The sequence below is a fragment of the Haloimpatiens myeolchijeotgali genome, assembly GCF_042688525.2.
Taxonomy (GTDB): Bacteria; Bacillota; Clostridia; order Clostridiales; family Clostridiaceae; genus Haloimpatiens.
Map to the genome: position 1 here is coordinate 2,640,234 of NZ_JBHWAB010000001.1, position 25,772 is coordinate 2,666,005.

The following is a 25,772-nucleotide window of genomic DNA, read 5'->3' on the forward strand; positions in this document are numbered from 1 at the left end:
ATATTCAACTTTAGCAAAAATTGAGTTAAATACTATTTCCAATTTAGTACTTCAATATTATTATACCTTTTTCTTGAATTTATTAAATATGGATGTCCTACTAATTTAAATAAAGGTAAATCAGCTAATGAATCTGAAAACATATATGATTCTTTAAAATCAGCTTCTATTTCCTCTTGTTTTAAATATTTCATTAATCTCTTAACTTTTTCTTCACCCTTACAGTTTTCTCCTTCTATTACCCTCTTATGAATACCTTCCTCTATTTTAAATCTTGTTCCAATAATTTTATCTACTTCCTTTATATTATATAACTCTTTTAAATAAAATTCTGCTGAAGCAGAAATTAAAATTACTTTATACCCTTGATTTTTTAATTTTCGCATTGTATCTATTGCATCTTTATATAAAATTTGACTTAGTTTGCTTTTATAAAACTCCTTAACTATTTGTTCCATATCCTTTTCTTCTATTCCATCAATGAATCCTAAAAATCTTTCTTTAGCCTTACCTGCATCATATATCTTTAACACATAAAAAAGGGCAGATATAAAACTTTTTGGTACATGAGCTATAAATGTTGGATTCTTTTTCAACATAAATTTTAAAAATTCAAATGCTGTTTCTTTTTTTGTTAATGTATAATCTACATCAAATATAGCTAATTTCTCCATCATCTCATCTCCTGTTTCATCTTGTATTTCAATATATTATTCAAAGATATCACCATAATATGTTATTGCAAAAGAAAGAGTCGATGCAAAAACAGCGACTCCTAATTCTTATTCTTATTTTTCTTCTACTAATTGTTCGTAATAACTTCTAACTTCTTCAAATTCTTCATCATTAGGAACAACTAACTCTCCTACTTCTTCATCTTCGCCTACAACTTTGAATAGATATACTACACCATCTTCTGGATTTTGCACTATTGCATATTCATTTTCTTTGTAAACAAATCCATCTACTACTTCACATTGTACTACATTTCCTTTTTCATCTTCAAGTTCTACAAAAATAGGATTGTGTTGTTCATGGTCACATCCACATTCGCAATTCTCTCCGCAATTACATTGCTGTTCTTTTTCCTTATTCATATAATTATACCTCCTGTTTATGGGTTATGGTATAATTTTACCCTTTATTTTAAAATAATAAAAGTGTTTTTTTAAATTTTATATTGTTTTAAAACATTTTTTTAACTCTTCTACCCATTTTTCTCACATTTCTTGTAAAACCATTCATCATTCTTTGCATTCTCATTCTTCTCATCATTCTATTTCTCATGAATAATCACTCCCTTCACTATATATTTTGTACTATTTTTATTTTAAATACACTAGAAAGTTAAAACACAAATGGAAACAAGAACAAAGGTATATATTATATAAAACAAAAGAGGCTTTCTCATTTCGAGAAAACCTCTTTAAATACTTAAAACTATCTATCAGCAAGTTCTTTATAAGTTGCTAATCTTTCTTTAGCTTCTTTTTCATTCATTTCATATAATCCATCTGCTTGATCTGGGAATACTTTCTTAAGTGATGCATATCTTACTTCACCTAATAAGAATTCTTTGAAATCACCAGTTGGCTCTTTAGAATCTAATGAGAATGGGTTTTTACCTTCTGCTTTTAATGCTGGATTAAATCTATATAATCCCCAGTATCCGCATTCTACTGCTTTTTTCTCTTCTAATTGGCTCTTGCCCATTCCAGCTTTTAATCCATGGTTTATACATGGAGCGTAAGCGATTATTAATGATGGACCTTCATAAGCTTCTGCTTCTCTTATAGCTTTAAGAGTTTGGTTTTTATCTGCTCCCATAGATATTTGAGCAACATAAACATATCCATAACTCATAGCCATCATTCCAAGGTCTTTCTTCTTAACTCTCTTACCACCTGCTGCGAATTTAGCTACAGCACCAGTTGGAGTAGATTTTGAAGATTGACCACCTGTGTTAGAGTAAACTTCTGTATCAAATACGAATATATTTACATCTTCGCCTGAAGCTAAAACGTGATCAACTCCGCCGTATCCGATATCATAAGCCCAACCGTCTCCACCAAAGATCCATTGAGATTTCTTAGTTAAATAATCTCTTCTTGCATATAATTCTTTAGTGAATTGATTTTTATCTTTTTCATTTTCAAGTAATGATACAATTTCAGCTGCAGCAGCTTGTGATTCTTCACCTTTGTTCATTACAGTTAACCATTTTTCTAAAGCAGCTTTTAATTCTGCACTTACACCAGAGTTTATAGCTTCTCTTATTGTATCAGCAAGTGATTCTCTTATAGCTTTAACTCCTAGGTACATTCCGAAACCATATTCAGCATTATCTTCAAATAATGAGTTAGCCCATGCTGGTCCATGACCTTTTTCATTTACTGTATATGGTGATGTTGGTGATGAACCACCCCAAATTGATGAACATCCTGTAGCATTAGCTACCATCATTCTGTCACCAAATAATTGAGTTACAACCTTAGCGTATGGAGTTTCTCCACATCCACCACAGGCACCTGAGAACTCTAGTAATGGTTGTTCAAATTGGCTACCTTTTACGCTAGCTTTGCCCATTGGATTTCTCTTTGGAAGTTTAGCAGCATAATCGTAAGCTTCTTGTTCTTTTTCTTGAGTTCCAAGTTGTTTCATAACTAAAGCTTTGTCTTTAGCTGGACAAACTTCTACACAGCTTCCGCATCCTGTACAATCTAGAACACTTACAGTCATAGCAAAGTTTAATCCTTCAAAGTTCTTACCGCCCATTGCTTTTTTAACTTTCATTCCTTCTGGAGCATTCTTAACTTCTTCATCAGTAAGTAATGCTGGTCTTATTACAGCATGTGGACATACATAAGCACATTGGTTACATTGAATACATTTATCCATTTGCCATTCTGGTACGTTAACAGCAACTCCTCTTTTTTCATATGCTGCTGTTCCTGCAGGTAATGTACCATCTTCATAACCATCAAAAGCACTTACTGGAAGGTCGTCTCCTTCTTGTTTGTTTATTACATCTGCAATGTTTTTAACATATGATGGTCTTTCACCACATGCATTTGCAGTTTTTTCATCAGATGCATTTTTCCAGCTTGCTGGAACAGTTACTTTAACGATTCCTTCTACACCTTGATCAATTGCTGCATGGTTCATGTTAACAACTTTTTCACCTTTTTTACCATACATATTAACAACTGCTTCTTTTAAGTATTTAACTGCATCTTCTACTGGGATTATGTCAGCTAATTTGAAGAAAGCAGATTGCATGATCATGTTAATTCTTCCGCCAAGACCTATTCCTTGAGCTATCTTAATAGCGTCTATTGTATAGAATTGGATGTTATGTTCAGCAATATATTTTTTCATTGTTGCTGGTAAATGTTCATCTAATTCTTTTTCATTCCATATAGTATTTAATAGGAATATTCCACCATCTTGAATTCCAGCTAATACGTCATATTTATTAACATATGCTTGGTTATGACAAGCAACGTAGTGAGCTGAACTTATTAAATAAGTTGATTTGATTGGTTTTTTACCAAATCTTAAGTGAGAAATTGTAACCCCACCTGATTTTTTAGAATCATATGCAAAGTATCCTTGTGCATACATGTCTGTTTTGTCTCCGATGATTTTGATAGCACTCTTGTTAGCTCCAACAGTACCATCTGATCCTAGACCCCAGAACTTACAAGCTGTAGTTCCTTTTGGAACAGTTACTACATGTTTAGTTATTGGTAATGATGTATTAGTAACATCATCAACTATACCTATTGTGAAATCATTCTTTGGAGCATCAGCACTTAAGTTATCAAATACTGCTAATATTTGTGATGGAGTTGTATCTTTTGAACCTAATCCGTATCTTCCACCAACGATTTTTACATCTTTATTTCTTTCAAAGAATGCGTTTCTAACGTCTAAGTATAATGGTTCACCTTCTGAACCTGGTTCTTTAGTTCTATCAAGTACAGCAACTTTTTTAACAGTTTTTGGTATGTACTTAAAGAAATGATCTAATGAGAAAGGTCTGTATAAGTGAACTTTAAGAACACCAACTTTTTCTCCTTGTTCATTTAAGTAATCAACTGTTTCTTCTATTGTGTCACAAACTGAACCCATTGCTATTATAACTCTATCAGCATCTGCTGCTCCATAGTAGTTAAATAGGTGATAATCAGTTCCTAACATTTCGTTTATTTTTCCCATGTATTTTTCAACTATTTCAGGAAGTGCATTGTAGTATTTGTTTGATGCTTCTCTTCCTTGGAAGTAAATATCAGGGTTTTGTGCAGTACCTCTAGTTACTGGGTGTTCTGGGTTTAAAGCATTGTTTCTGAATGCTTCTACTGCATCAGTATCTAACATTGTTGCAAGATCTTTGTAATCCCACATTTGTACTTTTTGGATTTCATGAGAAGTTCTGAAACCATCAAAGAAGTTTACAAATGGTACTTTACCTTCTATAGCAGCTAAATGTGAAATTGGAGATAAATCCATAACTTCTTGAACTCCACCAGAAGCTAGTAATGCAAAACCAGTTTGTCTTGTAGCCATTACGTCTCCGTGGTCTCCGAATATTGATAAAGCATGAGTTGCTAGTGCTCTAGCACTTACGTGGAATACTCCAGGTAAAAGTTCTCCTGCTATTTTATACATATTAGGAATCATTAATAACAATCCTTGAGAAGCTGTGAATGTAGTTGTTAATGCTCCTGCTTGAAGTGAACCATGTGTAGCACCAGATGCTCCTGCTTCTGATTGTAATTCGCTTATTTTTACTGTTTGTCCGAATATATTTTTTCTTCCTTGTGTTGCCCATTCATCAACATGTTCTGCCATTGGTGATGATGGTGTTATTGGGTAAATTGCTGCTACATCAGTAAATGCGTATGCAACGTGTGCTGCGGCAGTATTACCGTCCATTGTTTTCCATTTTCTTTGGATTGGACTCATTAATAATCATTCCTTTCTCATATTATAATAACTAAGCTAGACATTTATTTTTTTATAAATTAGATATTTATTTATTAATAAAGGTTGTTATTAAATAACATCCTTTGTTAGCAAACCTGTACATTTCCATCATTGCTTAAATATTATATCTTGTTCTTTTTTGACCTTACACAAGCTATATTGCCAAAAAAGTAATAAATTTATTCAAGACCTAACTATAATTATATACTATTAGAAAAATAATTCAAGAATAGTTTGTTTAATATATCACAAATAATTTAAATTTCATTAAAATATAACAAAACATTATACAATTTCCTTACTTTTTCCCTATTCTTCAGTACTATTTAAGATATTATCAATTTTTGTTAATAGCATGTTTTTATCAATATTTTCTATATTATCATAATAGTCAATAAGTTTTATCAATCTTTCTTTCATACTTAATTTGTTTATGGATTCCATTTGATTAATTTTATAGATTTGCCCTAACTCCATTATTCTTGCTTTATAATCTTTAGCGTTTAATAATTTTTTGAAACCTTCTTCAGAATCTTCATTACCATGCACTAGTAAAATTTCTCTTGGTTTCTTCTTTAATTTTTTTATCCAATTTAAAAGTCCTGCTCTGTCCGCATGACCAGATAATCCTTCTAAATTATATATTTTTGCGTTAACTGTAACTTCTTCTCCAAACAATTTAACTTTTTTCTTACCATTAAGTATAGAATAACCTAATGTTCCTTCTGCTTGATAACCAACAAAAACAATTGAACATTCTTTTCTCCATAAATTATGTTTTAAATGATGTCTTATTCTACCTGCTTCACACATTCCACTAGATGATATAATTACAGCTCCACTTTGAATTTTATTAACCATCATAGAATCTTGAACTGATTTAGTAAAAACTAATCCTTTAAAATTTAATGGATTATCACCTTTTTGAAGTAATTTTTTCGCATCATCATCATAGTAATTTTTGTATTTTTCAAATATTTTTGTTGCTTCAGTAGCTAATGGACTATCTACATATACTGTAATATCTTTTAATATATTATTTTCTGCATATTCATTCAATATATATAAAACTTCTTGAGTTCTTCCTACTGCAAAAGATGGTATTATAACATTCCCACCTCGTTTTGTTGTTTCTTCAATAATTTTTATTAATTCATTAAGTTGATTTGTTATATTACCATGATATCGATTACCATAAGTTGTTTCCATTATAATATAGTCAGCATATTCTATATATGTAGGATCTTTTAATAATGGTACATTTATGTTTCCTAAATCCCCTGTATACACAAGTTTAGTTTCTTCATCATCATCTTTATCTTTTATAAAGATTTCAATGATTGAAGATCCTAATAAATGTCCTGCATCTTTAAACCTAATTTTCAATCCTTCAAAAAGTTCTATAAATTTATCGTATGAGTATCCCCTAAATAAATTCATAGATGCTTCTGCATCCTGTGTGGTATATAAAGGTTCTATAGGCTCAAGCCCTTGTCGAACTCTTTTTCTATTTCTCCACTCTACTTCCATTTGTTGAATGTATCCACTGTCTTTTAACATAACATCACATAAATCCATAGTTCCTTCTGTGCATATAACATCTCCTCTAAACCCCATTTTATACATCAAAGGGATTCTTCCACTGTGATCTATATGAGCATGTGATAAAATTATGTAGTCTATATCCTCTGGATTAAATATAAAATAATTATTTCCTCTCTCTTTTTCATCTTTCCCTTGAAACAATCCACAATCTAACAAAACAGTTTTATTTTGTATTCTTAATATGTGACATGACCCTGTTACGCAGCTAGCTGCACCGTAAAATTCTAATTGCATGTTAACACCCCTTATTTGAAGTTTTAAAAATGACAAGTGATAAATTTAAAGTGACAAGTTGCAAGTGACAGGTGATAAGTTACAAGTTATAAATGATAAGTGAAGGATAATTTTCAGAAGACAAGCTTCGGGAAATTTTTAGTTATCAACTCAACTTTCACAGTATATCATTTACCATAGCGATTATTTTTCACCTGCGAAAGTTGAGATATTAATTATCTTTTCACTATCTTTCCTTCTTACTAATATTTTTAATTAAATTAACTATTATTTCTGTACCATTACTAAAATCACTATCATTCATATTTTTAATGTACTTTTCTCTGTTTTTTGTTAACTCTTCTATACCTTTTAAAAACTCATTATCATTAGAATTATCTTCTTGTAATACTAAACTATATCCTCTTTTTTCAAAAGATCTAGCATTTAATATTTGATCACCTCTACTTGCTTTTGCTGATAGAGGTATTAATAAATTAGGTTTTTTTAATGCTAATAATTCAAATATAACATTTGCACCTGCTCTTGAAACTACAATATCTGCAGCATTCATAAAATGTGGCAATTCTTCACTTACATACTCATATTGTTTATATCCACTTCTATTATTTAAACTAGTTTCTAAATTATTTTTCCCACATATATGAATAATATCATACATATTTAATAACTTATCAATATTATTCCTTACTAAATCATTTATAAATTTTGATCCTAAACTTCCTCCTATAATAAGTAATATTGGTTTATTACCAGAAAAGCTACATATTTTTAACGCTTTTATTTTACTTCCTTTAAGCAAATTCTCTCTTATTGGTGTTCCACTTATTAATCCTTTATCTTCTTTTATATGTTTTAAAGTTTCTGGAAAAGTTACACATATCTTTGTACAAAAAGGTAGCGCAATTTTATTTGCAAGTCCAGGTGTCATATCTGATTCATGTGATATAACAGGAATTTTATTTAAATGTGCTCCAATTACAACAGGTACAGATACAAAACCTCCTTTTGAAAAAACTACATTTGGTTTTTCTTTTTTCATTATTCTAGTAGCTTGATATATACCTTTTAATACTTTAAACGGATCTGTAAAATTTTTAATATCAAAATATCTTCTTAATTTACCTGTTGAAATAATATGATACTTTATATTTTCTTTTTCTATTATTTTTCTTTCTATACCTTTTTCTGAGCCTATATATTGTATTTCATATCCTAATTTTTCTAACTTTGGTATAAGAGCTAAATTTGGTGTCACATGCCCAGCTGATCCACCACCAGTCATAATAATTTTCATTTCTTTATTCATCCTTTCTAAAAATTCATAACTCACCTTTCACAGTAAAAAAATACTGTCTAGCGAAGGGAAATGATATCTTGCGTAAGAAACATTTGAACAAAGTTTACAAGTTCTTAGCTTTACGAATTTGAAAAAAGTAATTTTTTAATTACTGATTCCTACGGAATATTAATTAAAAAATCTTTTTTCAATATGAGTAAAGCTTAGAACTTGTTACTGAAGTGAAAGGTTTCTGAGCAAGATATCATTTCCCGCAGCGACTATTTTTCACCTTCGAAAGTTGAATTCATAAATAAAATTTTCTTGTTTGCATACAATAATTTTGTTTGATTTTTTTATTGATTTTACTCTTAATTCCCCTTTTCTATCATAATTATATATCACATTATACTAATTCATCAAAAAAAATTATTTTTTGAATTTTTATATTTTTTTCTATTATTAATTCTATTTTCTAATACTTGTACAAAGTACAAGATATACCTCCAATCTACTAATATAATAACTTTAGAATCGGTAACAATAATAGTACACCAATAAAAAAGGAGGTAATTTAAAATGAAAAACTTAGTACCAGAAGCTAAACAAGGATTAAACAAATTTAAGATGGAGATTGCTAGTGAATTAGGAGTTCCATTTACTGATTATAATGGAAACCTTTCTTCAAAACAATGTGGTTCTGTTGGTGGAGAAATGGTTAAGAGAATGGTAGAACAATACGAAAGAAATATCTAGTTTAAATATCCAAATCTAGTGTAAGCATACGCTAATAAGCTTAAAAGAGGTAACACAGTTAAACAATTGTGTTACCTCTTTTATGTTTTGTCTTCTTAAACTATCTTGATATTCTAACATCATTGATTCTAACCTGAACTGTCTTATTTCCCATATATTCATTTTCATATGGAGTAAATATTATATCTAATTTTAAATTCATAGGATTATTTATAATTTGTAGGTATCTTTCACCATAATGTTCTTTTAATAATTCTGTAAATTCATCTACTTTGCCAAATCCTAATGCATCAATACACCTATTACTATTATTAATTCTACATTTCAATTTCAATGTATTTTTGTCTTTTCCTAGTATAGCTATTCTTTGTATACATACATTTTTCTCTGCTAAAACAGGTGATGCATTGCCCTTTCCAAAAGGTTCTAAACTATTTATTTCCTGTATTAAATTAGATGATATATACGCAAAAGGTAATCTTTTATCAATTCTTATTTTAGGTATTATATCTTGATTAGTAAGCGTACAATTTTCTTTTAACTTCTGTCTTAATTTACAAATATTTTCTTCTTCTATTGATAATCCAGCTGCCATTGGATGACCACCGAATTTATAAATTAAATTCTTACACTGCATAAGTTCTTCAAATAAGTTATATTCTTCTATAGATCTACCTGAACCTTTTGGCATTTCCTTTCCACCTGTTAATACTATTGTAGGTACATTATATTTTTCTCTTATTTTACCTGCAACAATTCCAGCTATACTTTCATGAACATCTTCTTTATAAATTAGAAGAACTTTATCATTTTTCATATCACAATTTTCTATACTATCTATAATTTCATCTACATTTTTATTAGTCATTTCTTGTCTTTTTTTATTTAATTGATAAAGTATATCTGCAAGTTCTTTAGCTCTTTTTTCATCTTTGCATAATAACAGTTCAACTGATAGTGCAGCAGTATCAAGTCTTCCAGTAGCATTAATGCATGGTCCTATTTGAAAACCTATAGTATAAGACTTAACACTTTTACACCCTATTAGTTCTATTAGGCATTTCAATCCTAGATTATTAGTATCATTCATTATTTCAATAGCATTTTTAGCTATTATCCTATTTTCATCTACTAAATCAACTACATCACATATTGTACCTATTCCTGCTAACTCTATGTACTCTTTCATATTTTCATTTTTCAAATTAAATTTTTCAAATAGCACTTGAGTAAATTTTAATGATATACCTGCACCACATAATAATTTAAAAGGATATGAACAATCTTTTCTCTTAGGATTTATAACAGCATCTGCTTCTGGAATTACATAAGTTCTTTCACCCTTGTCCTCAATAAAAGGTAATTCATGATGGTCTGTTATAACCACAGTCATACCTAATTCCTTAGCAAGTTTTACCTCTTCTGTACAAGCTATTCCATTATCACAAGTTAAAATTACATCTATTCCTTCATCCTTTAATATTTTTATTCTATTTTTATTCATACCATAACCTTCATTTTCTCTATCTGGCACATGGTATTTTACATTTGAACCTAGCTTTGTTAATGCTTTATATAATATTGTAGTACTTGTAACACCATCAGCATCATAATCTCCATATATACATATCTTTTTATTTTGTTGTATTGCTTCTTTTATTATATCTGTACCTTTATCCATATCTTTCATCAATAAAGGATTATATAAATCTTCTAAAGAAGCTCTCATAAATTTTTTTATCTCCTGTGGAGTATTAATCCCTCTATCAATTAATATTTTTGCAGTAATTGGACTTATATTTGCTTTGTTTGCTAGCTCTTTAACATCTATTTTCGTAGTTCTTAACAGCCATCTTGCTTTCAAAATTATACCCCTTTTCTATAGTTGTCATTAATTTCATTATAACATCTTATTCTATAAAATCTCAATTTTTAAAAATACATTAGAATAAGATTTTTATGGTATAATATTTTATACAATTGAAAGTTTATCCTACAGATATCTACTTTTCTATAAGTAACAGATAAAAATGTTACATCTCTGGATAACTTTTATTGTTATATATGTAACTCAACTTTCGCAGTAAAAAAACACTGCTTATCGAAGGGAAATGATATCTTGCGTAAGAAACATTTGAACAAAGTTTCTAAGCAAGATATCATTTCCCGTAGCGGCTATTTTTTACCTGCGAAAGTTGAAATATGTAATTATATACTTTGACATATACTTAAAGTAAGGAGTGTTATAAGATGGATAGATTATTATTTGGTATTTCAGGATTGCCAATTGGAGATGGAGATAAAAAATTTACATATCAAACTGCTATACCTTATCTAAAAAAAATAGGTTTAGATGCTATGGAACTTCCTTTTGTAAGATCTGTAAATATAACTAATAAAAATAAAGATGCTGTACTAAAATCTAAATTAGAAAATGATTTTTACTTATCTGCTCATGGCTCTTATTTTATAAATTTAAATGCAGTGGAACTAGAAAAACAAGAAAAATCATTAGAAAGAATATTAAAAGGAGCAGAAGGATTAAAAAAAGTGGAAGGTAGAAGTCTAATATTTCATCCTGGATTTTACTTGAAAAATTCTAAAGAGGAGACTTTTGATACTATAAAAAATAATTTATTGAAACTTCCACACATAGGTATAGATTATAGATTAGAAACCACAGGTAAGCCTACTCAATTTGGTTCACTTGAAGAATTAACTCAATTATGCAAAATCATACCTAGTTGTAAATTATGTATAGACTTTTCTCATTTACACGCTAGATACAATGGAAGTCTCAAAAATTATGATGATTATGCAACTATTCTTAAATACGTAAAAGATGAACTAGGTCAAGAAGCACTAAACGACCTACACATACATATGTCTGGAATTAATTATACAGCTAAAGGTGAGAGAAATCACCTTCCTTTTGAAGAAAGCGATTTTAATTATATTGACTGTTTAAAAACATTAAAAGATTTTGATGTTAAGGGATGCATTATATGTGAAAGTCCTATACTTGAAAAAGATGCTCTTCTTTTAAAAGAAAGCTATGAAAAAATATAAAGTTGAAAGTACTTTCAACTTTATACTTTAAATAAACTATTTTCCTTCTATTGCTCCTTTTCTAGGATTCTTTTGAATTTCACTTTCTGTTATAATTTCTGGTTTTCCACTTTGATGATTTTGTCTCTTTTTCTGTTTTTTAGTTTCTCTATGCATAGTTTTCTCCTTTCTATTTCACTTCAGGAACTTGCATTTCTTGTCTTCTTTTTTTACTTTTATTTTGAGGTCTATCAGTTTCCGATTTATCAGGTCTTTTCATACCTTTTTTAGCCATTTTTGATTCCTCCTTCTCTCCAAGTTGTACATTCTGTATTTTTACCTATATTTTATGAATTATGTAATAGGGTAAAAAAAGTATAAAGTTGAAAGAACAAAGTACAAATAAGGAAGATTTTCAAAAGCTTGCTTTTGAAAATCCATCAATATTTTTACTTTATACTTTTTACTTTATACTTTAATAACGGTTTTTCTGTAAGAAAAACATCCTTATTTTTACTTTCAACTTTCAACTTTCTTATTTATACTTTATTTACAGAGTATTTTAACGCTGTATTAACAACACCATATAGAACAAATGAAGCAATAGCATTTATTATAGTAGCTGGCAAAACTACAGTTACTACTAATACACCAAAAGGTGCTGGTAATCCTGCCATTAGTAACGCCGTTGACAAAAATACACATCCACTGATAATTGTACCTATTGATGAAATCACTAAAATTTTAATTCTATTATTAATCTTATCTCCCATTATTTTATATATAAAATATACACATTGAGAAGTTATTATTTTATCTATCACATTAGGAATTTGACCTCCAGGAAAATTAGTAGTTAATGCTGTTAATACTCCTGCTGTAATTCCAATTACTAATGTAGTTTTATAATCTTTACTTACTAATATTGCAATAAACATCATTGCAAGTAGAAAATCTGGTTTCATTCCCATAAGTATAGGAGGTGAAATTTGATGAAGTATCATCCCTATAGCAAGAAATAATGAACTTATAATTATTTTTTTTGATTTCATTTAAAACAGCTCCTTTATTTTTTATTAAATTTTTATTTTTACGAATTTTAAAACTTTTCCAATGGCTACAATCCTCATTTCAAGCCATAGCTCTCACCTCCTTATTCATTTAAAATCCACTTTAAATTTTTTAGATAATAAAAAAATCCTCGCCCCTAATATTATACTAGGGCGAAGATTATATCGCGATACCACCTAATTTATGCAAAATTGCATATCTCAAACTTCAGACACTAACATGTCCTATCCTTTTTAACGGTAGGCTTCCGGTAAATACTACTCCCCAAAACAGGTTTCGGTTTACTTCTACAAGGTCCATTCATTAGAATTAGCAATATCGAGCTTCCACCATCCTCGACTCTCTATTATTACATCATTTTAATTACTCTTCCTTGTCCTAGAATTTATGAATTTCAAATTTGTTATTAATTTTACCACAATAATTATTCATTGTAAAGATAATTTTGAAAATTTTAATCTATATTCCCAAAATATTAATAACATAAATATAGAAAGGTGTTATGACTAAGCTTAATGCTGTACTCAATCCTACTAAGAATGGGACTGAATCTTCCTCAATCTCACATTTTCTAGATACTATAGCTGCTTGTGTCATCATTGGCATACTTGCTTCTATTATAAATACTTTTTTAAGTAATGATGGAATATCAATAAACTGTACTACTATTATCATAATTACTGGCAATACTATAAATTTTCCTATTAGTACAACAACATATCTAATATCAAACTTGTGCTCTTTTAAATCTATGTAATAAATCATTATTCCTATAACAAACATACAAAGTGGAGTTGTTAACCCTCCAATATACTTACATGTTGTCATTATAAATTCAGGTATTTTTATTCCTACAATAATAAATAATAAAGCTATTAAAAATCCTATTAGTGGTGGTGAAAATATCTTTTTAATAATACCAATAATTATTCCATTATCCTCTTTAACATTACACTCTTTTTTCACTCTATTAAACCCTACAGTCCAAAATATAGTGGTATTTGCAAAATAATATAAAAGAACATATGATATAGATTTTTCTCCAAATACCCCTATACATACAGGTAACCCTAAAAATATTGTGTTTGATTGAGCGAACATAGTAGATAAAATACTATTTCCTTTTTTATCCTTACTTACAATTTTTAAAATAATAACACCTATAAAAAAAGCGGTCAATATAACACCAAAACCAACTAATATTCCTTTTCTAAAATGTAAAAGTTCTTGTTTTGTAAATCTTACACTTACACTATAAAACATAAGTACTGGTAATGCTAAATTAAAAATTAAACTTGAAAAAAGTTTAGAAGTTTCCTTATTAAAAAACTTCTTTCTTGTCATCATCCATCCAATAAAAATCATAATAAACATACTTAATATACTTTGTACTGCATTGATCATAATTGTTGTCCCCTTTAACACTTTTTCTTTTGCAAACTAAGGATACCATAATTTAATAAAAAGTTAAACGCTCATGAAAGCTTATTTTGGTTCACTTAAACAGGCTCAATAACTTGAACGGATGGATTTTTTAAAACTTTCTCTATTACTCTTAATATATCATTCTCATTAATTTGTTCTAAATTTTCAAGCTGTTCAAACAAAGCTTTAGGTTTCTCAAACATAATTCCATAAACAGCTAAATTCAAACTTAACCTAATTGACTGTTCTAAGCCTAAAGCTCTTTTTAATTTTATACTTTTAACTAATTTACTTACCTTTTCTTTATTAAAAATATTTGTATTATTTTTTACATTTTCAATCTGACTATCAATTAATCTAATTGTATATGGTATTTTATCTTTAGATGTACCAACATATATAGTAAATAACTTTATACCATTTTCATTTTTTATTGTACTTGTAATATCATATGCTAGTCCATTTTTAGTTCTTACTATATCATATAAAAGGCTGCTTGTACCTTCTCCAAAATAAGAATTAAATACTCTTAATGCCTTAATTTCCTTTTCACTTAAATCATGTATTGGAAATATATATTGAATTTTTGCTGTTTCAATATCTTTTTTCAACTTTACAAAAGTACCTGGATTATTTTTTTCATATAAAGTTGTTTTTTTGATTTTGTTAATATCATCATATTTTTGCTTCATATCATTTTCATTATATACTGCTTCCCAATTTTTGTAATACCCACTTATCATATTGTAAACTTCATCCCATTGTAGTGAAGATACTATACTTATTACACAATTCTTAGGAATATAATGTTTTCTGTAAAATTCAATAACATTATATCTAGAGAAAGATCTTACACTTTCTTCCGTACCTATTATTAAATTTTTTATTCTTCTTTCATTAAAAGAATTATAAAATAATTCATCTTCACAGTATTGTGCTGTATCATCTTTCCATTCTCTTAACTCTTGGCATATTACATCAATTTCTTCTTTAAAACCTTCATTTGGAAATGTAGGATTTAATATTATATCTGAATATAATCCAAAAGCTTTATCAAAATCTTGTGATAAACATGTACCATAATATACAACATAAGGGTAATTAGTCATAGCATTATTAAATCCAAAATATTCATCACATAATTTATTTATTTCTTCCTCTTTTTTAGTTTTGGTACCTTTAAAAATCATATGCTCAACTACATGCGCAAGTCCATTTTCATTTTTTTCTTCTACCACAGCACCTGCATCAAAAGCAATAGAAAAAGAAGTTAATTCTCCACTTCTTTGTTCATATACTATTTTTATACCATTATCCATTGTAATTTCTTTCATTTTTTTCACCTTCTTAAATAATAATCTTGTATAGTGTACAATACACAATTGAATATGTTTCCTCCGTTGTGTTAGGAAAACTTAAAATATATTATATCATATTTTTCCCAAATTCACTGTATAACTGTCATTTATCATATATTTAATAACTCAACTTTCGCAGGTAAAAAATAGCCGCTACGGGAAATGATATCTTGCTTAGAAACCTTTCACTTCAGTAACAAGTTCTAAGCTTTACTCATATTGAAAAAAGATTTTTTAATTAATATTCCGTAGGAATCAGTAATTAAAAAATAACTTTTTTCAAATTCGTAAAGCTAAGAACTTGTAAACTTTGTTCAAATGTTTCTTACGCAAGATATCATTTTCCTTCGCTAAACAGTGCTTTTTTACTGAGAAAGTTGAATTAATAATAAACAACTTAACTTTTGCAGTAAAAAAATATTTGATTTTACTAAAAAATTATTAATTTTTTTCTGTGAATATACTATTCAATATGTTATAATTATTCTTGTAAGTATATTTCTTCATAATTAAACATATATAGGATAAAATTCATACTAAAGATTACTAATTATATTTTCAAATTTCGCATAATAAAAACAATACTTAGGATAAATATATTAGATATGTGAGAGTTAAGAGTGAAAATTTATCTTTTACCTTAGTAACGAGATTTGAATAATAAATGTAAGATGCACATTAAGATAATAATTTGGGATAAAAGTTTAAAATGGAGCGTCATATGAATGAATAAAGAAAACACTCTTAGTAATTTAATGCAATTTATCACTTATGCTTTAGTTGGAGGAAGTAATGGATTAATAAATCTTTTAATTATAAATATATTATCTCGCCTTACAAACATATACTCTGGAAAAACATTGTTTTTATTTGATTTTATAGCATTCATTGCTTATTCTATAAACGGATATTTTTTAAATAGAAAATTTACTTTTAAATCAAAGGATAGTTCATATTTTAAATATGCTGGTGTTTTGGCAATATCAGCAATATTTAATACTATGCTATTTGTTACATTGACAAATAACAATATATTTAATTTATCCAAAAGCATTTGGTTAAATATTTCAAAATTAATTGCTTCTATTACAATCGGCATTATTACCTTCTTAGTTAATAAATTTTTTGTTTTTAAAAAACAAACAACCTAAACAAAAATATTTGCAGGAACAATACGTTCCTGCAAATATTTTTTTAGTACCTTATTCAACTTTCTGAGATAAAAATAGCCACTGCGGGAAATGATATCTTGCTCTGAAACCTTTCACTGCGATAAATGATATATTACTCTAATTCTTAGGATTAATTATCCTCTACAAAATTTAATAACATTCCGTTTTTTAATTCTTTTGCAACTTTAGTACCTTTCAAATTTTCTACTATTTGTAATGCAAAATAAATTGCAGTAGCTGGACCTCTACTTGTTATTATATTACCATCTTGAACAACTTTCTCGCTATCTACATACTTACAATTACCAAGTTGATCTTCAAATCCTGGATATGAAGTTACTCTTCTATTTTCAATAACTCCTGCTTCTGCAAGTACTATTGGAGCTGCACAAATTGCACTTACTATTTTATTTTCACTATTTAATTTTTTTATTGCCTCTATAACTTTTTTATCTTCTTTTAAATTAGCAGCTCCAGGCATACCTCCTGGTAAAATTACTGCATCATATTCTTCAATATTAATTTCATCAATAATTTTATCAGATTTCACCTCAATATTATGTGTTCCTAATACAGTTTTATTTTTTATAGAACATGTATCTACATCTATCTGTGCTCTTCTAAGTACATCTACACATGTTAAAGCTTCTATTTCCTCAAATCCATTTGCTAAAAAAACTAAAGCCTTACTCATATATATACCTCCCTCTATAATCTTTCATTATTTTTAATATACTCACTTATTCTCAGATTTTTATCATCACCAAGATAAAACTGCCTTTTTATCACTCTTAAAATTTCAATTGTAATTACACAACTTTCGCAAGAAAAAAAATCGTTGCTGCGAGAAATGATATACTGTTAACTATTTACGCAATATATCATTTTCTTTCGCTAGACAGTATTTTTTTACTACGAAAGTTAGTGAATAATTATCAAATTCTATGAAAGCTTCACATCCTCTAAATACTCATCAAATACTACTAGCATAATATTTTTACCTCTACCCGCTCTATTTTGAGATTTTATATCATCTAGTAGTACAATTTTTATTTTATTTTTATTAGATGTTAGTACTACTTTTTCATATTTCTCTTTTGTGGTACTAACAGCTATTTCATTTATTTCATCACTAGATACATTAGAGTCAATCAAGCAACTAAAAATTACATAATCTTCATCTTTCAAGCTAATTCCTGTTACCCCTGAAGCTACTTTTCCCATTGGATTTATTGAATTTCCATCAAATCTAATACTCATAGCCTTTTCAGTTATAAGTACTACATCTTTATTACACTCACTATTTATTACTTGAACATTTATTAATCTATCATCCTTATTTTTTAATTTATAAGCAGTTGAACATATATAGTCTCCTTTAAAATCTTTTAACCTTGTTTTCTTAATGTATCCTTTTTTACTAAAGAAGTATATATCTATATTTTCATTAAATTCTTTTATGCAAAAGGCATTTATAACTTTGCTACCTTTATCAAAACCATCAACAATATTAGTTAAATTAAAATTGTTTTCTACACTTTCCACCATATAAGCAGGTATTTGATATACTGACCCTTTATCATCAAATATTAATATTGTTTCGTAAGAATATGTTTTTAATACTATATCTCTTTTAAATTTTCTTTCTGAAACCTTAATATTTCCTTTACTACTTATACCAAAGTAAAATTCTTTAGGAGTATATCCTTTTATGAATTCTACATTTTTTATTTTATTACTTTCACTTAAATTAATTAATTGCTGCCCTTTTATATTTCTGTCCACTTCACTTAGCTCTGGTTCTTTAATTACAAATTGCAATTCTTTTTCAGTAGTAACTTTTATAAATTCTTCTTTTCTATCCTTTTCCATCAAATTAACATATATTAAGTTTTCTTCTTTTCTTATTTTTAAAGCTTGCAATTTTGAATAATTAGTTATGAATTTATCCAAACTAGTTTTCTTTATCATCCCATTATCAGTAATAAAGATTATCTCTTTTGGTTCTTTAAAATTTTGTATTGAATATACTGATATAATTTCTTCTTTATCCAAATTTATACCTTTTATAAGTGAATCTAACCTATCACCTTTTTCTTTCCACTTAAGCTCTGGAATATCTACAACTCTAATTTGATACATATTTCCGCTCTGTGTAAAAAATATCATAGTATGAGTAGTATTTGTTTTAATTAAGTGTTTATTAAAATCTCCTTCTCTATATTCAATATCTTCTACACCAGAATTTAATCTATTATAAGATTTCATTGAAATTCTTTTTATGTATCCTTCATTAGATATTGTTACCATATTATCTTCTTCAATTATAATTTCTTCTACTTGTATTTTAGCTTCGTCGTCATCAGCAATTATTCTAGTTCTTCTTTCATCACCATATTTTTCTTTCACTTGTAATAGTTGTTTTCTTATAACTTTCAAAAGTTCTTTTTCATTTTCTAATATCTTTCTTAATCTTTTAATTATTTTTTGCAATTCTTTATATTCTTTTTCAAAAGTTTTTATCTCTAATCCACTTAGTCTATACAGCATCAATTCAACTATTGCTTCTGCTTGAATTTCAGTAAATCCAAATTTATTTACAATGTTTTTTTCTGAGTCTTTTTTTGATTTAGAAGCTCTTATAGTTGCTATTATTTCATCAATTATATCTATTGCTTTTATAAACCCTTCCACTATGTGAAATCTTTTTTCTGCCATTTGGAGTTCTTTTTTTGTTCTTCGAGTAATTACATCTTTTTGATGGTCTACATAATGTTTTAATATAATTTTAACTCCCATAGTTTCTGGCTTACCATTAGCTAAAGCTACCATATTAAAATTAACATTACATTGAAGATCTGTTTTCTTAAAAAGATACTTTAAAACTTTTTCAACAATATCTCTATCAATAGATTTTTTAAATTCAATAACTGCTCTAATACCATTTCTATCTGACTCATCTCTAATATCTGTAATTGAATCTAAGGTTTTTGAATGCTTTTTATCTGCTGTCATTTCTGAAATTGTTTGAAGTATTTTAGCTTTATTTTTTCTATATGGAAATTCCGTAATAACAATTCCTAATCTTCCATTTTCCAATTTTTCAATTTTAGTCTTAGATCTTAATGTAACTCTTCCTTCACCTGTTTCATAAGCAGATAGTATTGACTTTTCACCTATTAATATACCACCTGTAGGAAGATCTGGTCCCTTTATGTGTTCCATAAGTTCTTTAGTAGTTACGTTGTTATTATCAATATACGCCAAAGTTCCATCTATTACTTCTCCTAAATTATGAGGAGGAATATTTGTTGCAAGTCCAACTGCTATTCCAAAAGCACCGTTCACCAATAGATTTGGATACTTAGCTGGAAGTACTTTAGGTTCCAACTCTGTTTCTGAGTAATTTGGTACCATGTCTACAACTTCTTTATCTATATCCTTTAAAATTTCCAGGGCAATAGGTGTCAATCTGGCCTCAGTATAACGCATTGCCGCAGCACTATCTCCATCTACACTTCCCCAGTTTCCGTGACCATCAATTAATGGATACCTAGTTGAAAAATCTTGTGCCATTATTACTAATGAATCATATACAGAAGTATCTCCATGTGGATGAAATTTACCTAAAATATCTCCTACGATTCTTGCTGATTTATAATAAGGTTTATCAGGAAAAGCTTTTAATTTGTATGCTCCATATAATATTCTTCTATGTACAGGCTTTAAACCATCTCTAACATCTGGCAGTGCTCTTTCCTTTGCTACTTCTACAGCGTAAGGAAGATAATTTTCCGGCATAGCTTCTTCCAGTGGTATTTCAACTATATTATTATCTTTTGGAATATCTATTTTTTTAGCCATTGTCTCATTCCTTTCTAGAATATACAGTGTAGCTCGTTCTACACCAGTAAATTTATTGCTAACAATTCATCTTTCATATTTAATAAAGTTAAGCTCGTCTAATTAAGCTTAACTTAAAAATGAGCTTTAACTCATCGCATTTTCTTATAACTCAATTTTTGCAGTAGCTGAAAAACAGTCGCTGCGGAAAATGATATATTGCTCTGAAACATTTCACTTCAGTAACAAGTTCTAAGCTTTACTCATGTTGAAAAAAGATTTTTTAATTAATATTCCGTAGGAATCAGTAATTAAAAAATAACTTTTTTCAAATTCGTAAAGCTAAGAACTTGTAAACTTTGTTCAAATGTTTCTTACGCAAGATATCATTTCCCTTCGCTGAATAGTATTTTCTTACTGCGAAGGTTGAGTTTAGTAATTTTTAAAAATGTATTTAATTTTGACTTTAATACATTGTATTGTCAGTTAAAATTCCTCATGTTTATATATATAATAGAATTAACTTTATTTTATATATTGTACTTATATTCATAATATGATACTAAAATTCTGCGTATTTGTACATATAATTTCTCCTTGGCTCTACTACTTCTCCCATTAGAAGAGAAACCATTTTTTCAGCTTTTGCTGCATCATCTATAGTAACTTTTTGTAATATTCTTGTTTCAGGATTTAATGTTGTTTCCCATAACTGTTCAGGATTCATCTCTCCAAGACCTTTGTATCTTTGAATAGATGCACCTTTTCCTACTTCCTTTTTTGCACTTTCTAAGTCTTCATCACTATAAGCATATTTTTCTAGATTTACTTTCTTACCATTTTTATATACTTTATATAGTGGAGGAAGTGCAATATATAGATGTCCATTAGCAATAAGTTGTCTCATATATCTATATATATATGTCATCCATAAAGTTCTTATATGATATCCATCTACATCTGCATCACTCATAATTATTATTTTGTCATATTTTAAATCTTTTTCTTTATAATTATCTAATACACCTGTTCCTATAGCTGTATTAAATATCTTAAGTTCTTCACTAGCCAATACATTTTCTAATTTTTGCTTTTCTGTATTCATTATTTTACCCTTAGAAGGCATTATAGTTTGAAACCTTCTGTCTCTAGCCATTTTTGCACTACCACCAGCTGAATCTCCCTCAACTATCACAAATTCTCTAAATTCTGTGTTCTTTGATGTACAAACTGCTATCTTTCCAGCAAGAGGTGCTGTACCTTTTCCTACTTTCTTTTTCTCCGCTTCATTTATTTTTTTTATTTTTTCTCTTCTCGTAGCAGCTGCTACTGCATTATTAACTATATTAGATGCTACATCTTTATTATCCTCTATCCATTCACATAATTTTGTATAAGTTATTTCATTCATCATAGTATAAGCTTCATTATTTCCAAGCTTAGTTTTAGTTTGTCCTTCAAAAATCGGATTACTTATTTTAACCTTTAATATTGCAGTTAAGCCTTCCCTTAAATCTGATCCCTCAAAATCCTGCTTATCTTTCATTAGATTCAACTTTTTAGCCATATCTTTAAATGCACGAGTCATTCCTGTTTTGAATCCTGTTTCGTGAGTTCCAGCTTCTGTTGTAGGAATATTATTTACATAACTAGCAATGTGTTCTGTAGTGGAATCTGTAAATTGTATACATACTTCCGCATATACATCAACATCCCCTACTTTTTTATTTCCATCTATTAAAATAGGCTGTTTGTGTATAGCCGTTTTACTTTCATTTAAGTATTCTATGAAATCTAGTAAACCTCTTTCTGAATGATATTCTTTCTTAACTTCTTCACTGCCTCTTTTATCTATTAGTGTTAAAGTTATTCCTTTATTTTGAAATGCAAGTTCCTGTAATCTCTCATCTATAGTATCAAACTTCATGTCTACAGTACTAAACACTTTATTGTCTGGCATAAAAGTAACTATCGTACCAGTTTTCTTAGTTTCACCAATTACTTCAAGTTTAGTAACTGGAGTTCCTGGCATATCTCTCTTTAATTCTTTATCATATGCATATTCAAATCTTTGTCTGTAAACTTTATTATTTTGATTTACATGTACTTCTACCCATTTAGACAAAGCATTTACAACTGCTGCTCCTACACCATGAAGTCCTCCAGAAGTTTTATAGTTTTTATTATTAAACTTACCTCCTGTATGAAGTTCAGTATATACCATCTCAACTCCTGATTTCTTTTTTATAGGATGTATACCAGTTGGTATTCCTCTTCCATTATCACTTATAGTTACACTTTTATCTTTATTTAATATTATTTTAGCTCTATCACCAAAACCATTTGTTATTTCATCTATAGCATTATCAAGTATTTCCCAAAGACAGTGGTGAAGTCCTCTTATACCTGTGGAACCTATATACATACCCGGCCTTACTCTTACGGGCTCTAATTTTTCAAGTGAAGTTAAATCTGTAACATCGTAATGTGTAGTGTTCATACTCAAACTAACGCTGCCTCCATTCTAATAAATTTCAAAACATATGTTCTTAAATATTCTATAAATTTATAATACCTTAATTTCTCATATAAATGCAAGTTTTTCAATATATGAATACTTTTTTTCCTTAAATTTACATAAGTTTTTATATATTATAGTATAAACTTAAATGATTTAAGTGTCAAAATACAAGGGGACGGTTCATTTTCAAAATAAATCTTTCGTAACTAATTCAAGGGGACGGTTCATTTTATTAGTAATTTTTCTTACCTCAAAACCACCTCAAAATTTACCTCAAATTGATTACTTTTCTTTACTTTTGTCAATAATCTTAAATAAAAAATATAGTAGAGGAGCGATCTTTATGGGAAGAAGTTTTAGAATTAAAATCGAAAATGGAATTTATCACATAATGTTTAATGGAATAAGTGAGATTTCCTTGTACGAGAACAATATCGATAAAAATAAATATATGGAACTTGTAAAAAAATATCAAACTAAGTTCCATTTCAAAGTATATGCATACTGCCTTATGTCCACTCATGGTCATTTGATAGTTGATTCTAATGGTGCTGATGTTAGCCAATTCATGCATGATATAAATCAATCTTATGCCCAGTATTACAATAGTTCTCACAAAAAGAATGGTGAAAATAGAAAAGGTCATGTTTTTCGTGATAGATTTAAAAGTAAAATAGTCGATGGTAATCGTTATTTATTAACCCTTTCTGCCTACATTCACAAAAATCCTAAGGACATAAAAAAATATAGAAATTGTATAGAAGAATATAAACATTCAAGTTTAGCAGTATACTTAGGATTGAGAAACGATCCTTTTAATGTTCTTGATGAAGATTACATTATGCAATTTTTTAATACTGATGTAAAAAAAGCTAGAGCAAATTATACAGAATTAGTATATAACTGTACTGATAAGCTGCTTGAAAAAAGTGCTGAATTTGAAGACGAAAAAACAGAATATAGAAGTGAAAGACATATTATAAAAAGATCTTTTAGTGCTGAGGAAATACTAAATTTTCTTTCTGAATATACTGGTATGCCTAAATGGGAAATTGTTTTAAAAAATAAAAGAAGAAATACTAAAAATAAAGCTGTATATGTATTAATGTTAAAGGCTTTGTGTGGTTTTAAAGATAAAAAAATATGCGAAGTTATTGGCAATATAACTCAATCACGTGTTTCTACTCTCTGTTCTATAGGTATTGATATTGTCCTGAACGATGATAAATACAAAAACATTATTGATGATTTTCTTGCTTGGAAAGCTAGTTAAGAGTTTAGGAACTAACTAATCTACAATTTTAAATTTAAATTGTAAGAGAAAAATTATTTAAAAATTTAAATTAAAAATTTAAATTACTCTATAAAATAGCTTCATTAAAATGATTTTTTAATTTTATTCACCTAATCAAATATTTTCTTTTATAAAAAAGGACAAGCTATCCTTTCTCCTTTAAAAATATTCTTGATAAGATAACTCATCCTTATTTTATTAATAATAAATATTTATTTTTATTTTTGATGAAATATAAAATTACATGTATTCATCTAATAATTTAATAATTTAATCAAATTTATGGTTTTTTGATATAATTATCTTTATACCACTTTTAATGAACCGTCCCTTTATTATTTAAGCACTCCAGTTGCAAAGCCAAGTATACCGACTCCAAACAAACCAAAGATTATCCAAATTGCATTTATTTTTTTCTTTAGAAGTTTCATACAAACGAATGTTAATAACAGTGGTATTAACCCTGGCATTAATTGATTTAGAATATCTTGTACAGTTGTTGTAACCATTTTTCCTGTTTGATCTGGTAATTTAGATACAACTATTGGAATGTTTACTGTTGTCCATTTACAGACTAATGCACCCATAACAAACAATCCAAGTATTGAAGCTCCTTCTGTTAGCTTTTGAAGCCTATTTCCACCCATATCTTTAACAACATCTATACCTTTTTTATATCCATACTCAATTCCATACCATCTAACTGCTAAACGAATTACATTAAATATTAAGAAAAATAGAATAGGTCCAAGTAAACTTCCACCCATTGCAATTGAAGCACCAAGAGCTGCTGCTACCGGTCTCAATGTCCCCCAAAATAAAGGATCACCAACTCCTGCTAAAGGTCCCATAAGACCAACTTTTATACCATTTATAACACCATCATCTATTTCAGCTCCATTGGCTCTTTCTTCTTCCATTGCTGCTGTTACTCCAAGTACTGGTGCAGTTACAAATGGATGCGTATTAAAAAATTCCAAATGTCTTTTAAGAGCTTTTTTCCTTTCCTCTCCTTTATATAATTTCTTTATTATAGGAACCATTTCAAAACAATATCCTAAAGCCTGCATTCTTTCAAAGTTCCAAGAACCTTGGTGAAAATTAGAACGTATGAACATTTTTACACGATCTTTTTTGGTTATCCTTTTTTTATTTTCACTCATAATTAATACCTCCT

The 25,772-nt window shown here is 28.3% G+C and carries 17 protein-coding genes and 1 other annotated feature; of the genes, 4 read left to right on the forward strand and 13 right to left on the reverse strand.

Annotated features, from left to right (window positions below):
- Nucleotides 1–32: 32 nt before the first annotated feature.
- The 5 genes from ACFIJ5_RS11850 to ACFIJ5_RS11870 all read right to left on the reverse strand — a co-directional run bounded on the left by ACFIJ5_RS11850 (nucleotide 33) and on the right by ACFIJ5_RS11870 (nucleotide 8,125).
- Complete coding sequence (locus ACFIJ5_RS11850) at nucleotides 33–674, reverse strand: HAD-IB family hydrolase (protein WP_379807270.1); 642 nt, start codon at nucleotides 672–674, stop codon at nucleotides 33–35.
- Nucleotides 675–788: 114 nt separating this feature from the next.
- Nucleotides 789–1,097: a DUF1292 domain-containing protein gene (locus ACFIJ5_RS11855; protein WP_379807272.1), complete on the reverse strand. Its 309-nt coding sequence runs from the start codon at nucleotides 1,095–1,097 to the stop codon at nucleotides 789–791.
- A gap of 343 nt (nucleotides 1,098–1,440) precedes the next feature.
- Complete coding sequence (gene nifJ, locus ACFIJ5_RS11860; protein WP_379807274.1) at nucleotides 1,441–4,968, reverse strand: pyruvate:ferredoxin (flavodoxin) oxidoreductase; 3,528 nt, start codon at nucleotides 4,966–4,968, stop codon at nucleotides 1,441–1,443.
- A 330-nt stretch (nucleotides 4,969–5,298) separates the two neighbouring features.
- On the reverse strand, nucleotides 5,299–6,828 hold the full coding sequence (locus ACFIJ5_RS11865) for an MBL fold metallo-hydrolase RNA specificity domain-containing protein (protein ID WP_379807276.1): 1,530 nt from the start codon (nucleotides 6,826–6,828) through the stop codon (nucleotides 5,299–5,301).
- Nucleotides 6,829–7,054: 226 nt separating this feature from the next.
- Complete coding sequence (locus ACFIJ5_RS11870) at nucleotides 7,055–8,125, reverse strand: undecaprenyldiphospho-muramoylpentapeptide beta-N-acetylglucosaminyltransferase (RefSeq protein ID WP_379807278.1); 1,071 nt, start codon at nucleotides 8,123–8,125, stop codon at nucleotides 7,055–7,057.
- A gap of 561 nt (nucleotides 8,126–8,686) precedes the next feature.
- Between ACFIJ5_RS11870 and ACFIJ5_RS11875 the strand changes: the two genes are divergently transcribed.
- Nucleotides 8,687–8,863, forward strand: a complete 177-nt coding sequence (locus ACFIJ5_RS11875) for an alpha/beta-type small acid-soluble spore protein (protein ID WP_379807280.1) — start codon at nucleotides 8,687–8,689, stop codon at nucleotides 8,861–8,863.
- Between the two features lie 100 nt (nucleotides 8,864–8,963).
- Here ACFIJ5_RS11875 and recJ read toward each other — a convergent pair whose 3' ends face one another.
- Complete coding sequence (gene recJ / locus ACFIJ5_RS11880) at nucleotides 8,964–10,727, reverse strand: single-stranded-DNA-specific exonuclease RecJ (RefSeq protein ID WP_379807282.1); 1,764 nt, start codon at nucleotides 10,725–10,727, stop codon at nucleotides 8,964–8,966.
- Between the two features lie 386 nt (nucleotides 10,728–11,113).
- Here recJ and ACFIJ5_RS11885 point away from each other — a divergent pair, with 386 nt between their 5' ends.
- Nucleotides 11,114–11,932 (forward strand): TIM barrel protein, encoded by an 819-nt coding sequence (locus ACFIJ5_RS11885; protein ID WP_379807284.1) that lies wholly within the window; start codon nucleotides 11,114–11,116, stop codon nucleotides 11,930–11,932.
- Between the two features lie 518 nt (nucleotides 11,933–12,450).
- Here the strand turns inward: ACFIJ5_RS11885 and ACFIJ5_RS11890 are convergent.
- The 3 genes from ACFIJ5_RS11890 to ACFIJ5_RS11900 all read right to left on the reverse strand — a co-directional run bounded on the left by ACFIJ5_RS11890 (nucleotide 12,451) and on the right by ACFIJ5_RS11900 (nucleotide 15,741).
- The gene (locus ACFIJ5_RS11890) at nucleotides 12,451–12,963 is read right to left on the reverse strand and encodes a tryptophan transporter (protein WP_379807286.1); all 513 of its coding nucleotides are present in this window, start codon (nucleotides 12,961–12,963) and stop codon (nucleotides 12,451–12,453) included.
- Between the two features lie 164 nt (nucleotides 12,964–13,127).
- Nucleotides 13,128–13,371, reverse strand: a binding site (T-box leader).
- A gap of 70 nt (nucleotides 13,372–13,441) precedes the next feature.
- The gene (locus tag ACFIJ5_RS11895; protein ID WP_379807288.1) at nucleotides 13,442–14,386 is read right to left on the reverse strand and encodes an AEC family transporter; all 945 of its coding nucleotides are present in this window, start codon (nucleotides 14,384–14,386) and stop codon (nucleotides 13,442–13,444) included.
- A 95-nt stretch (nucleotides 14,387–14,481) separates the two neighbouring features.
- The gene (locus ACFIJ5_RS11900) at nucleotides 14,482–15,741 is read right to left on the reverse strand and encodes a M16 family metallopeptidase (protein WP_379807290.1); all 1,260 of its coding nucleotides are present in this window, start codon (nucleotides 15,739–15,741) and stop codon (nucleotides 14,482–14,484) included.
- Nucleotides 15,742–16,490: 749 nt separating this feature from the next.
- On the opposite strand from ACFIJ5_RS11900, the gene ACFIJ5_RS11905 reads away from it, so the two are divergent.
- Entirely contained in the window at nucleotides 16,491–16,916 is a 426-nt protein-coding gene (locus ACFIJ5_RS11905) for a GtrA family protein (protein WP_379807292.1), read from the forward strand.
- A gap of 151 nt (nucleotides 16,917–17,067) precedes the next feature.
- On the opposite strand, the gene ACFIJ5_RS11910 is transcribed toward ACFIJ5_RS11905, so the two are convergent.
- From ACFIJ5_RS11910 to ACFIJ5_RS11920, 3 genes are all read right to left on the reverse strand, one after another.
- Nucleotides 17,068–17,631: a DJ-1 family glyoxalase III gene (locus ACFIJ5_RS11910; protein ID WP_379807294.1), complete on the reverse strand. Its 564-nt coding sequence runs from the start codon at nucleotides 17,629–17,631 to the stop codon at nucleotides 17,068–17,070.
- A gap of 248 nt (nucleotides 17,632–17,879) precedes the next feature.
- Nucleotides 17,880–20,801, reverse strand: a complete 2,922-nt coding sequence (locus ACFIJ5_RS11915) for a DNA topoisomerase IV subunit A (protein WP_379807296.1) — start codon at nucleotides 20,799–20,801, stop codon at nucleotides 17,880–17,882.
- A 541-nt stretch (nucleotides 20,802–21,342) separates the two neighbouring features.
- Complete coding sequence (locus tag ACFIJ5_RS11920) at nucleotides 21,343–23,280, reverse strand: DNA gyrase/topoisomerase IV subunit B (protein ID WP_379807298.1); 1,938 nt, start codon at nucleotides 23,278–23,280, stop codon at nucleotides 21,343–21,345.
- A 364-nt stretch (nucleotides 23,281–23,644) separates the two neighbouring features.
- Between ACFIJ5_RS11920 and ACFIJ5_RS11925 the strand changes: the two genes are divergently transcribed.
- Complete coding sequence (locus ACFIJ5_RS11925; protein WP_379807300.1) at nucleotides 23,645–24,574, forward strand: transposase; 930 nt, start codon at nucleotides 23,645–23,647, stop codon at nucleotides 24,572–24,574.
- A gap of 356 nt (nucleotides 24,575–24,930) precedes the next feature.
- Here the strand turns inward: ACFIJ5_RS11925 and manZ are convergent, their stop codons facing one another.
- Nucleotides 24,931–25,758 carry a PTS mannose transporter subunit IID gene (manZ, locus tag ACFIJ5_RS11930; RefSeq protein ID WP_379807302.1) on the reverse strand — a complete coding sequence of 276 codons (828 nt, stop codon included), beginning with the start codon at nucleotides 25,756–25,758 and terminating at the stop codon, nucleotides 24,931–24,933.
- Nucleotides 25,759–25,772 lie beyond the last annotated feature (14 nt).